Source organism: Microbispora siamensis, assembly GCF_016863095.1.
GTDB lineage: Bacteria > Actinomycetota > Actinomycetes > Streptosporangiales > Streptosporangiaceae > Microbispora > Microbispora siamensis.
The window spans coordinates 1-11,398 of record NZ_BOOF01000032.1; the positions used below are offsets into that span (position 1 = coordinate 1).

The window sequence follows — 11,398 nt, forward strand, 5'->3', positions numbered from 1 at the left end:
CGAAGCCGGCAAGCTGCGTGACGAGGCCGAATGCCAGGCCGAGCGGGTGGGAGTGTGGCACGCGCGGCCCGCCGTCGCCATGGGCCGTCTCGCGATCCGCTGCCAGCAGGGCGCCATGGCGGATGCCGGACCGCTCATCGAAGCGATCAGCGGCATCCACCCGACCATGGAGCACGACGCTCGCGTCCTGCGCCTGGCCGCGCAGGGACGGGAGGGCGAGGCCCGGGAGCTCGTCCGGGCCGGCTGGCCGTCGCCGCCTCTCGATTGGTCGTGGCTGTCCACGACCTGCCTGCAGGGGGCGGCGCAGGCCGCCGTCGGCGACGCCCCCGCCTGCCACGACACCTACTCCGCGCTGCTGCCCTACAGCGGGCGGATCTCGGCGATCTCCGCCGTGATGTGCATGGGACCGGTCGACTGGTACCTCGCTCTGCTCGCCTCCGCCATGGGCGACCACCTCCGCGCTACCAGGCATCTCTCGGCGCTCGAACAGACCGCGGAGCGAACGGGGCTCATCTGGTGGCGGCACCGGGCGCGGGGAGGCGGCGCGTGATCTGCATCGGCATCCGGCTGAGCCGCAGCGGAGATCGTCGCCTGGTGGCACCCGGCCGGGCGCCTGAAGGCCGCCCCGGCCGGCCCGCCCCGCTACCTGTCGCCTCAGGACCAGGCCGCCATGGCGCGGCAGGAACCGCTGGTGCGCGCGGCCTCGGCCGTACGCACCGTCGTGGAGCAGGGCGCCGACGACGGATACGCCGGACTGGAGATCAGCGGGGACCGGGTCCTGCTGTGGTGGAAGGGTGCCCCGCCCCCGGCCGTGACCGACACCGCCCGTGCCGCCGGTGTCGCGGTCGAGGTCCGCGCGGCGGAGCATTCCCGCGAGGAGTTGCGGGCGGCCGCCGACCGGCTGTGGCGCTCGTCGGGAGTGGAGCACGGCGGTCAGCTGCAGGCGGTGAAGATAATCTCGGCCGGAAGGGGCCTGGAGGCGGCCGTCCGCCCGGGGCGCAAGAGCCCGCTGGCTCCGCTCCCCGAGCTCGGCGTCCCGGTCGACGTCGTCGAGCAGGAGTCGCCCACCCCCACCAGCCGCTGTGACGACGGCGTCCCCTGGTACGGCGGCCTCGCCATCCGTCCCTCGGGGGAGTGGGGCGGGGCCTGCGGCGGCAATGAGAACCTGAGGTACACGTGCACCGGCGGGTTCGGCGTTCATATCGGGTCCACCGAATACCTGCTGACAGCAGGACACTGCGCCGCCGTGGGCGAGACCCTGCTCGACGGCGCCGGCCAGTACATCGGCGAAGCCACCCTCAGGCACGCCGAGCACGACCTGGTCCTGGTGCGGACCGACGCGGCGGACCGGATCTGGGACGGCGTCCCCGGCGTCAGCGATTTCACCAAGCCGGTGGTGGGCTGGGTGTGGACCTTCCCCGGTCAGTCGCTGTGCTACTCGGGTGCCACCAGCGGGGCGAACTGCGGCTACACCGTGGTCAAGGACGAGTACATAAAGTTCTGCTACGAGGGCCGGTGCTGGAGCGACCTCATCGCGGCGAAGCGGAAGGGCCGGTTCAGTGTGGCGGGAGGCGACAGCGGAGGCCCGGTCTTCTCCCTGATCAACAACTCCGCCTGGATACAGGCGGCCGGCACCGTCACCGGGACCCTCCAGCAGACCGACCTGCTGGGCAACAAGACAGAGTGGGTCATCTTCCAGGACTTCGGCACCCCTACCAGGGACTGGCCAGGTCTGGACACGATCAATTACCTCGACCCCATGTGACGCCCGCAAGAAAGCACAAGAAATTCGCAAAGGGTCGCTGCACATGATTGGCCGGTCAAAACCGGCGGCTCGCCCTTGCCAGGCGGGCCACACACGCAAGGAGATCCTCATGGCGAACGACGGGCGCAGGAACACCACCACGCGTGGACTGTCTCTCAACCACAACGAGGTGGTGCTCGAGGACGGCAAGGACCTGAACCACAGCGAGGTGGTGCTTCAGGACGGGAGCAACCTGAACCACAACGAGTCCCTCATCGGCTGAACGAGTCCCGGTGATCCGGCGGGGAGTTGACCCGGAAGGCCGCTGACCGAATCAAGGGGCCTTCCCGGGACCGGGATCCTGCCTTGGACCGGAAGACAAGGGGAAGAGATGTCATTGCGCCGCATGGTGCCGGGCCTGCCTCGTCAGGCGTGGTGGATACTCACCGGCGACGCGGTGTCCGCTTTCGGTAGCGGCCTGACGCTGCCGTTCTTTCTGGTCTATCTGCATAACGTCCGGGGGATCGAACTCGGCCTGGCCGGGCCGATCCTCTCGGTGATTGCCGTGGCGGGACTCGTCGGAAATCCGTTGGGCGGCCTGCTCACGGACCGTATCGGTCCGCGGCAGGCCGCCGTCGCCGGTCTCGTGGTCGCGGCGGCCGGCACCGTCGGGATGGCCGGTGTGAGGTCCGCCTGGCAGGGTCTCGTGGCGGCCGTGGTGTACGGGCTCGGCGTCGCCGTCACGCTCCCGTCCTTCCAGGCGCTAATCGGGATCTGCGTTCCCAGGGAGCGGCGGTCGCAGATATTCGCCGTGCAGTACGTCATGATGAACGCCGGCTTCAGCGCCGGGGGCCTGCTGGCCGCGGTGCTGGTGAGCGCCTCGGCGCGGAGCTTCGTCACGCTGTATCTGCTGGACGCGGCCACCTTCCTCGCCTTCGCCGCACTGATCGCCCGATCGCCCGGCGGGCGCGTCCCGGGCGTGCGGTCCCCGGCCCCCGGCGAGCGGGGCGGGTATCGCGAACTCCTCTCCGACCGGCTGCTGCTGCGGATCTGTGTGCTGGTGGTCGCGGTCTTCTCCTGCGGCTACGCGCAGTACTACAGCGCCTATCCGGTCTACGCGATGGAGGAGGGCCGGCTCGACGCCGCCGCGTTGCGGCTCACCTTCCTGGCCAACACGGGCACGGTCATCGTCGCCCAGTTCCTGGTGCTGCGCCTGCTGCGGAGCCGGCGCCGTACCCGGGCCTTCGCGCTGTCGGCCGTACTCATGGCCGCCGCGTGGACGGCGGTGCTGTGGGCGGCGGCCGCGGGAGGAGCGGCCGGCATGGCGGGGTTCGCTATCGCGATGGCCCTGTTCGCCGTCGGGGAGACGCTCATGGCCCCCACCGTGCCCGCCATCGTTAACGACCTCGCGCCCGACGCGGCGCGCGGCCGGTACAACGGGGTCTACAGCCTGGCCACCACCCTCGGCTCCATCGCCGGACCTGCGGTCGCCGGCATCGCGCTGTCGGCGGGCCTCGGGGCGGCCCTCTTCGCCGCCATGGCCCTGGCCCTCGGGCTCGTCGCCGTACAGGCGCTGCGGCTGGAGCGGCACCTTCCGGACGCCGTGAACCTGGTCGCGGCGGACGACCGCGCCGCCGGCGAGCGGCACGAAGCAGGCGCAGGAAAGCGGGAGAAAGCAGGCGCAGGAAATGAGTGAGGCCATGGCGGGGGCCGGCACCGGGGCCCAGGCGCTACTCAGGCTCTCCCGGACCCTGCGCGAGCAGGGCCGGTACCGCGAATGCGACGGTGTGCTGCGGCGTGCGCTGCGGCTCGCGGAGCAGGAGACCGGACCCGGCTCCCTCCTCGTCGCCCACGTGTGCAACGGCCTCGGCGTGCTGCACAAATACACCGGCCGGTTCGAAGAGTCGGAGCGTTTCTACCGCCGCGCTCAGGCGATCGTCGAGGCGAGCGTAGAGCCGGGCCATCGGCTTCTGGCCGACCTTTACCACAACCTCGGCGGGCTCAACCACGCACGGGGCACTCATGCTCAGGGCGAGCCCTTCGCCCGCCGTTCCGTGGAGATCCGGGAACGGATCCACGGCCCCGCCCATCCCGCAGTGGCCGCGGACAAGGCGGCGCTCGCCGCGATCCTGCACGCGCTCGGCGGCAGCGACGAGGCGGAGCGGCTGCTGCTGGACGCTCTGGCCGTGTTGGAAGAAAACTTCGGGCCCGAGGACTACGAGGTCGCCTCGTGTCTGAGCAACCTCGCCGCCATCCGGTACGCCAGGGGCGACCTCGACGGCGCGGAGGCGGGGTACGCCAAAGTGGTCGAACTCAAGGCAAAGAGTCTCGGCGAGACCCATCCCGACCTGGCTGTGCCGCTGCACAACCTGGGAGTCGCCGCCTCCAGACGGGGCCGGGCGGAGGTGGCTGCGGCGGCCTTTCACCGGGCGCTCGCCGTGCTCGGCGACGAGGTCACCGCCGACCATCCCGTACGGCTCGCCTGCCTGCGCGGACTGGACGCCGTCCGCAGGGCGGCGGGGAGCGGGCACGGCGCCGGCTGACCCGGCGCGGGATCACGAGGCGAACGGACGCCGCGTCCACCGGGGACCGCCGGTGGTGACCGCTCCACGAGTTCACAAGCGGCTTTCAAGCGGGATTCGCAGAGTACGTCGCATGAAAGTCCCGGTGATACTTCAGCACAGCATGGTCGAGTGCGGGGCGGCCTGCCTGGCGATGATCCTCGCCGCACACGGGCGGCGGGTCCCCGCCCGGGTGCTGGCCGAGGAGATGGGGATCGGGCGCGACGGGGCGAACGCGCTCGCCCTGGTCCGCACCGCCCGGGCACACGGGCTGACCACCCGGGCGCTGGCCGTGCCCGCGGCGCGAATGCCCGAGGTGTCGCTTCCCGCGGTCGTCCACTGGCGGCAGAACCATTTCGTGGTCGTCGAACGTGTGACGCGAGGCCGGATCGCGGTCGTCGATCCCGCCGTCGGCCGCTACGGCCTGACACCCGAACAGTTCGCGCACGACTACAGCGGGGCGGCGCTCGTGTTCGCCCCGGGCCCCGGTTTCCAGCGCGGGAGCCTCGGCGAACGGAGCGGCTGGTGGTCGCGACACCTGCGAGGCGTCCTCTCCCGGCACCGGACGACACTGGCCCTGCTGGTGCTGCTCGCCATCCTGATGCAGGCTCTCGGCCTGGTCCTGCCCGCCGTCACCGAATTCGTCGTCGACCGCGTCCTGACCCCGGGGAACGCAGGCGCGCTCTCCGTCGTCGGGCTTGGCCTCGCCGTGACGGTCGCCACACAGGTGGTGGCCGGAGCGGCGCGCGCCTGGGCGCTCGTCTTCCTGCGCACCCGCGTCGACAGCGCCCTGCTCGACGCGGTCGCGCGGCGCCTGCTGTCGCTGCCGTTCCGGTTCTTCGCGCATCGGGGCTCGGCCGACCTCGTCTCCCGCGTGTCCGGTGTGAGCATGCTCAGGGAGATCCTCACCGGCCAGGCGCTGGCCGCCCTGCTCGACGGGCCGCTCGCCGTCGGTTACCTCGTGCTGGTCACCGTACGGTCGCCGCTGCTCGGCGCCGTCCTCATCGCCTTCGCCGCGGCTCAGGTCCTTTCGCTGACGGCCACGCACCGGCACATCAGCGATCTCGTGCACCGGGAGATGGAGGCGCGCACCGGTGCGCAGCGGCAACTCATCGAAAGCATCCGGGGCATCGAGACGATCAAGGCGTCCGGGGCGGAGCCGCGCGTTCTCGACCGCTGGTGGCGGGCGCTCGCGGTTCAGACGCGTCAGGCGGGGGAGAGCGGACTCGCGCAGGGCCTGCAGGACGTCCTTCTCGCCGGGCTGCGGTTCGCCACCCCGCTCACGTTGCTGTGGGCCGGCAGTCAGCAGGTGCTCGCGCACCAGCTCAGCGTCGGCGCCATGCTCGCCCTGCAGGCGCTGGGAGCCGCCACCATCACCCCGCTCGCGTCGCTCACGAACACCCTGCGCGGCCTGCAACTCGCCCGCGTGCACGTCGAGCGGCTGTCGGACATCTGGAACACGGACCCGGAGCCGCAGATCCGCGAGCCCGAGTCCGCACCGGGCCGCGCGCCCGGCGACATCGCCCCTCACGCGGTCGAGCTACGCGGCGTGGGTTTCCGCTATGGGCCGCAAAGTCCGTGGATCGTGCGCGAACTCGATCTCGCGGTGCGGCCGGGGCAGAAGATCGCGCTGGTCGGCCGGTCCGGGTCCGGGAAGACCACCCTCGCACGGCTGCTGCTCGGGCTGCTGCCGCCTACAGAAGGCGACATTCTCTACGCCGGGGTACCCGCCTCCCGGTTGGACCCGGGCCGGTTGCGCCGCCGTTTCGGCGTCGTGACCCAGGAGCCGGCTCTGTTCACCGGGTCGATCCTGGACAACATCACGCTGGGAGACCCGGACGCGTCCCTGGAGCGTGTACGTGAAGCGGCCCGGCTGGCGTGCGTCGACGGCGACATCGCCGACATGCCCATGGGATACCACACGATGCTGACCGAGGGCGGCGGCCTGTCCGGCGGGCAGCGCCAACGCCTCGCGCTGGCCCGGGCGCTGCTCGCCCGGCCGGACATCCTCCTGCTGGACGAGGCCACCAGCCATCTCGACACCGGCACGGAGGCGGCGGTCGAGGCGAACCTGAGCATGCTCACGCAGACCCGCATCGTCATCGCGCACCGCCTCAGCACCGTACGGGACGCCGATCTGATCCTCGTGCTCGACGGCGGACGCATCGTCGAGAGGGGGACCCATGACGCGCTGGTCCGCCACGGCGGCTTCTATGCCCGCCTCGTCGAAGCGCAACTCGACGCAGGCTTCCGGTTTCCGGCCTGAGAGCTGCGTCTCTTCGGCCGTCAAGTGACGACATTTCGTCTCAGGTCCTTTCAAGCCATCGGCAAGTCCGCCCGGACACGATCTGCCGCAACCCGGAAGAAGGGAGGGAACGACATGAAGAACGGGCGTACCGAGCTTCGGGACATCACCGCCCTCGGCGCGGAGCTGGACGAGAGCCTGCTCGTCGGCATCAGCGGCGGCATGCTGCCCAACGGGGCCACGAGCCTCTGCGGCGTGGTGGTGCACACCGACGACTGGTGGTGCTAGAACCGCCGCCCACCCGGCGACGGAATCCCGAACAGGAAAGGAGTAAACGATGAGGTTGACCACCGAACTCGCTGACATCAGCGCCCTGGGCGCCGAGCTGAACGAGGAGCACCTGCTCGGCATCGCCGGCGGGCAGCTGTACGAGGAGCAGAAGACAGGCTGCTACACCGACAACAGCTGCGCGTACGACGACATCCTCATCTGATCGTGTGCGGGGGCCGTCGCGCGCCGGCGCCCCCGCCACCGCAGGACGAAGGGATCCCATGTCCTCCCCGCATGTCCTCGTCCTCACCGGAGAGGACGACCCGCATGCCGATCGGGTCCGCGCGCTGCTCGCCGGCCGGGGTGCCCGCGTCACCGTCTTCAACCCCGAAGACTTCCCCGTCTCCGTACGCGCGGACCTCGCCTATGAAGCCGGCGGCCTCGTCCGCAGGCACCTGCTCGGCGCGGGCGAGACGATCGACCTCGACGCGCTCACCGCGCTGTGGTGGCGCCGCCCGAGACGTCCCGCGCCGCACCCGGAGATCACCGATCCGGTCGTCGCGGCGTACACCGCCGAGGAATGCCACAGCCTGACGACGGGCCTGTGGGAGAGCCTCGCCTGCCGGCAACTGCCCGGACGGGAGTCGGTCTTCCGCCGGGCCGGGCACAAGCCCGCCCAGCTCGCCGTCGCGGCCGAACTCGGCTTCCTGGTCCCGGAGACCGTGATCACCACGGAGCCGGAGACGTTCCTCGACTTCTACGAGCGGCACGACGGCCGCGTCATCACCAAGCCGCTGCACATTCCGTGGGTCTCCGGGGTCGCGGGTCACCTCACCCTGAACCGCCTGTGCGAGCCGGTCTCCTCTCGCGACGTGGCCTACGCGGACGGTCTGAGGTTCTGTCCGGTCATCGTCCAGGAGCGGATCCCCAAGCGCGTCGAGCTGAGGATCACCATCGTCGGGCGCCGGATCTTCGCGGCCGAGATCCACTCTCAGGTGGCCAACCGATCCGCGCTCGACTGGCGGCGGTACGACACCCAGGTCACGCCCTACCGGGAGCACCGGCTGCCGGACGAGGTGGCCGCCCGCTGCCTGGCGCTGATGGACCGCCTCGACCTGGCGTACGGCGCGGTCGACGTGATCCTCACCCCCGACGGCCGTCACGTCTTCCTCGAGATCAATCCCAATGCCCAGTGGCTGTGGATCGAGAACATGACCGGCCAGCCGATCAGCCAGGCGATCTGCGACTACCTGTACGAAGGACAGTGACATGCCGTTACCCGACCGTCTGCTGCCCGACGCCCTCGCCTGCCTCCGCCGGATCGCCGACATGGCACCCGGCCCGGCCAAGGAGGAGCTGGCCGGGCTCCGCCGGCGGCATCCCAGCGTGCGGATGCGCCTGGTCTGGGAGCGCGACGCGCCCGGCGGGAGCTACCACTACGACTTGCTCGTCACGACCGCAGGAGGCACCGTCTCCCTCGCCTTCGCCCCGGACCGCGCGCTTCCCTGGCCGCTGCGCGGCAGTCACCACACGAGCGAACAGGTCCTGCTCCGTGTCAACGGCATGGAGGTCACGATGGAGCACGCCGTGGCCGTGCTCGACGTGCTGTGGACCGATCCCTCCCTCGCGGCCCGGCTGATCGACGCCAGCCTCGTCGAGCAGGAGCTGGCACTCGACCCGGTCGAGCTTCCGGCCGCCGAGCTCCAGCAGGCCCTCGACGCGTTCCGGCGGGCGAGGGGTCTGCTGACCGTGGAGGCCACGCGGGAGTGGATGGCCGAGCGTGGGCTCGACCACGGGCGTCTCGAGGAGGTGGTCGCCGCCGAGGCCGCCGTGGCGCGGCTGCGTGCCCGGGTGGCCGGTGACCGTGTGGAGGAGGTGTTCGCGGCCTCGCCGGGTGACTACGACCGGCTGAGCGTGCTCGCGCTGCGTTACCCGGACCCGGCGGCGGCTCGGGAGGGGGCCGTACGGCTCGCCGGCGCGGGACCCGGCGAGGACGCGCTCGCCCTGGCCGCCCGGGAGACCCTCGAGCACGGAGCGAGAGGCGAGGTGCGGCTCGCGTACCGAGGTGACCTCGGCCCCCGGGCCGCCACCGCCCGGGCGGGCGACCTGCTGGGGCCGTCCGGGCGCGAGCCGTCCGTGACCCGCGTCCTCGAGGCGCGGCCCGCCGCGCTCGACGGCCCGACCCGCGGGGAGATCGAGAAACGGATCTTCGAGCAGTGGCTGGCCGGACGGCGTCGCGAGGCCGGAATCGAATGGATGTGGGGGACGGCGCCGCGCACGGACGCCCTCACACGGGCCCTGCGCCGGCAGGCCCCCGACGCCGTCGGCGTGTGACACGCACGAAGACGCCGGCCGCCGCACCGCTTCGGTGCGCCGGCCGGCGTCCCGTTGTCGGGGCCGGCGCTACCCCACCGGGAAGCTCTCCCGGCCGAGACGGATCCGGGCGAGCTCTTCGGTCACGGCCGGGGCGACCTGCGCGGCGAGCGCGGAGTGATCGCTCATAAGCCGCTCCGGCCGGCAGGCCAGCAGCTTGACCACGTCGCCCACCTCCGGCAGCGGGTGCCGGTTCGGCGAGGCCTCCCAGAAGCCGAAGTGGCGGAGGATTGCGTCCTGTCCCGCGACCGTCCCGGCCAGCACCCAGATCAGGCGGCGCTCCAGCTGCTGCGCCAGAAGGTTGCTGGCGACGACGAGGAGCTGCCCGATCTTCCGGCCGCGATGGCCCGGGTGGACGACCCAGCGGGCGCCCTCCAGGACATCCGTGCGCCGGAGTCGCTCCGAGCTCAGCAGGCGCGTCGCTCCCGGCTCGTCGAGCGCGACGACCCTGCTCGGAGTGAGCAGTTCGACGGGTGCGAGCCGGGCCGAGGCGATCAGCTCTCCCGTCGAACGCAGCCGGGCCAGGAGGTGGTAGGCGTGACCGTCGTGCTCGTCGGCGTCGTCGAACCCTCCGTCCTCCGTCCGGAAGTGCGGAAACCGGCCGTTCTCGTAGATCACTTCACCGCGGAACGATCTGATCTCGCGTTGCCACGGTTCCGATCCGAAGGACGAGCTGCGGGAAGTCGGTGGCTGGATTTCGAGACGTACCGTCTCCAAGAGATATGCGTCTGTTGTGTCGTTTCGCATGACGTGCCTCTCCCGATGGCCGTGAATGGGCGTCCGTCCGCCGGCGCGCGAGTGACCGTGCGTGCCCGTACGCCTGCGGAGTGATGGCAGCGGTGCTGAGCGGGATCGCGGGCCGGGCTCAACCGGGGAAGAGCCCGTGGCCCGCTAGTCCTGGAAGGGCCGGGTCGCGACGGCCACGTATACGGGCATGGCCATCAGGAAGTGGCCGCGGATGTCGGCCAGGGCGAGGCCGTCGAACCACGCGTCCCGGTCGTCCTCCGCGACCAGGGCGGCCTGCCGCCGGTCGAGGACGGGGATGACGGACGCGGCGTCCGCCAGGCCGGTGGACACGGCGTGAACCGAGCGCACCACCGGATCGACGAGGCCGGCCTCCACGAGGCGGCGGCGCAGCGTGCGGCCGGCGGCCGGCTGACGCACCTTCAGCTGAAACACCTCCAGGACCCGCGCCGTGAGGGCCTCGTCCACTCCGTCGACGACCAGCGCGCCCCAGTCGACGTCGAGGAGGCAGACCCGCCCCCCGGGCGCCGCCGCCCGCGCCAGCGACCCGGCCGCCGCCGCGGGATCGGGAACGTGCTGCAGCACCCGCTCGCACCACACCACGTCGAATTCGTCGCGGTAGCCGAGGGACGCCACGTCAGCGACCTCGTACTTCACCGCCGCGTCCGCCGGCATGGCGGGGTCCCTGTCCCGTGCCGCCGCCACCATGGCGGGATTCAGGTCGACGGCGGTGACGGACCCGGCCGGCCCGACCATCGAGGCGAAGGCTCTCGACATCTCGCCGAGTCCGCAACCGACGTCCAGCACCCGGCTGCCGGACGCCACGGACAGCATGCCCACGGCTGTGGCGCGTACCGCCCGTATCACCGGGTGCTGGGCGACCTGCGCAAGGTAGGTCTCCGCCGCTTCCTGCTGCGCCGACGTCGGGCTTCCTTGAAATACCTTGTCGCCGGCGGGCACTACACGCCGCCGATCACGCGGCCTGGCGGGTTGAACCGGAAATACATGAATCCTCCTACGCCGATGCCGTTGAAATGGGCGAAAGCGTCTGAATGGACGCACTCCGGCTCCCAGAATGTCCGTTTCTTCTTGGGAAACGCATGAGCTGCCTTGTGCGTCCTGCGAAGAAATCGCCTGCCGGTTTCGCCCAGGAGACGCAAGACGGTTCAAGAACCCTTCAAGGCCGCCCCGCCGGAATGCGGCTGGCGACCGGCGCGGGAAGGGAGGCTTTCGTCCTCGGGCGAGTCGGTTCTGCCGCACGGTGATCGCGCCGGTGAGGACCCGGCCATCCCCCGGCGGACGCCGTCCACGCGTCGTGGTTGCGGGTCTGCTGCCGCGGCCCTCGCAGCACGGGTTCGCCGCGGCCGAGATGCTCGCGCAGATGCTCGCCCGCACCCGTGAGGTCTACGCCGACAGCGTGCGGACCCTCGACTTCCTCGCCGGCCCTCGGCCAACCCGGTC

At 71.4% G+C, this 11,398-nt stretch carries 12 protein-coding genes; 10 read left to right on the plus strand and 2 right to left on the minus strand.

Annotated features, from left to right (window positions below; genetic code table 11):
- The 10 genes from Msi02_RS26070 to Msi02_RS26115 all read left to right on the plus strand — a co-directional run.
- A partial coding sequence (locus tag Msi02_RS26070; RefSeq protein WP_204050703.1) for a hypothetical protein occupies positions 1–550 on the plus strand: 550 nt, incomplete at its 5' end.
- Positions 551–670: 120 nt separating this feature from the next.
- A complete protein-coding gene (locus tag Msi02_RS26075) occupies positions 671–1,765 on the plus strand; it encodes a chymotrypsin family serine protease (RefSeq protein WP_204050704.1) in 1,095 nt (364 codons plus the stop codon).
- A 109-nt stretch (positions 1,766–1,874) separates the two neighbouring features.
- Entirely contained in the window at positions 1,875–2,027 is a 153-nt protein-coding gene (locus Msi02_RS26080) for a hypothetical protein (protein ID WP_179155317.1), read from the plus strand.
- 108 nt (positions 2,028–2,135) lie between these two features.
- On the plus strand, positions 2,136–3,440 hold the full coding sequence (locus tag Msi02_RS26085; protein ID WP_079316848.1) for an MFS transporter: 1,305 nt from the start codon (positions 2,136–2,138) through the stop codon (positions 3,438–3,440).
- A complete protein-coding gene (locus Msi02_RS26090; protein WP_079316850.1) occupies positions 3,433–4,287 on the plus strand; it encodes a tetratricopeptide repeat protein in 855 nt (284 codons plus the stop codon). Before Msi02_RS26085 ends, Msi02_RS26090 begins: the two co-directional genes overlap by 8 nt.
- Positions 4,288–4,399: 112 nt before the next feature.
- Entirely contained in the window at positions 4,400–6,571 is a 2,172-nt protein-coding gene (locus Msi02_RS26095; RefSeq protein ID WP_204050705.1) for a peptidase domain-containing ABC transporter, read from the plus strand.
- 114 nt (positions 6,572–6,685) lie between these two features.
- Positions 6,686–6,838 (plus strand): hypothetical protein, encoded by a 153-nt coding sequence (locus Msi02_RS26100; RefSeq protein WP_179155318.1) that lies wholly within the window; start codon positions 6,686–6,688, stop codon positions 6,836–6,838.
- Positions 6,839–6,887: 49 nt separating this feature from the next.
- Entirely contained in the window at positions 6,888–7,043 is a 156-nt protein-coding gene (locus Msi02_RS26105; protein ID WP_179155319.1) for a hypothetical protein, read from the plus strand.
- Between the two features lie 58 nt (positions 7,044–7,101).
- A complete protein-coding gene (locus Msi02_RS26110; protein WP_204050706.1) occupies positions 7,102–8,088 on the plus strand; it encodes an MvdC/MvdD family ATP grasp protein in 987 nt (328 codons plus the stop codon).
- Position 8,089: 1 nt separating this feature from the next.
- Entirely contained in the window at positions 8,090–9,154 is a 1,065-nt protein-coding gene (locus Msi02_RS26115; RefSeq protein WP_204050707.1) for a TIGR04500 family putative peptide maturation system protein, read from the plus strand.
- Positions 9,155–9,223: 69 nt separating this feature from the next.
- Here Msi02_RS26115 and Msi02_RS26120 read toward each other — a convergent pair whose 3' ends face one another.
- Positions 9,224–9,811, minus strand: a complete 588-nt coding sequence (locus Msi02_RS26120) for a GNAT family N-acyltransferase (protein ID WP_204050708.1) — start codon at positions 9,809–9,811, stop codon at positions 9,224–9,226.
- Positions 9,812–10,084: 273 nt separating this feature from the next.
- Positions 10,085–11,332 (minus strand): methyltransferase domain-containing protein, encoded by a 1,248-nt coding sequence (locus tag Msi02_RS44305; protein WP_308441835.1) that lies wholly within the window; start codon positions 11,330–11,332, stop codon positions 10,085–10,087.
- Between the last annotated feature and the right edge of the window lie 66 nt (positions 11,333–11,398).

Coding starts and splice junctions, on each gene's coding strand:
- Msi02_RS26075 (WP_204050704.1), top strand. CDS start 671: ATGGCGCGGCAGGAACCGCTGGTGCGCGCGGCCTCGGCCGTACGCACC.
- Msi02_RS26080 (WP_179155317.1), top strand. CDS start 1,875: ATGGCGAACGACGGGCGCAGGAACACCACCACGCGTGGACTGTCTCTC.
- Msi02_RS26085 (WP_079316848.1), top strand. CDS start 2,136: ATGTCATTGCGCCGCATGGTGCCGGGCCTGCCTCGTCAGGCGTGGTGG.
- Msi02_RS26090 (WP_079316850.1), top strand. CDS start 3,433: ATGAGTGAGGCCATGGCGGGGGCCGGCACCGGGGCCCAGGCGCTACTC.
- Msi02_RS26095 (WP_204050705.1), top strand. CDS start 4,400: ATGAAAGTCCCGGTGATACTTCAGCACAGCATGGTCGAGTGCGGGGCG.
- Msi02_RS26100 (WP_179155318.1), top strand. CDS start 6,686: ATGAAGAACGGGCGTACCGAGCTTCGGGACATCACCGCCCTCGGCGCG.
- Msi02_RS26105 (WP_179155319.1), top strand. CDS start 6,888: ATGAGGTTGACCACCGAACTCGCTGACATCAGCGCCCTGGGCGCCGAG.
- Msi02_RS26110 (WP_204050706.1), top strand. CDS start 7,102: ATGTCCTCCCCGCATGTCCTCGTCCTCACCGGAGAGGACGACCCGCAT.
- Msi02_RS26115 (WP_204050707.1), top strand. CDS start 8,090: ATGCCGTTACCCGACCGTCTGCTGCCCGACGCCCTCGCCTGCCTCCGC.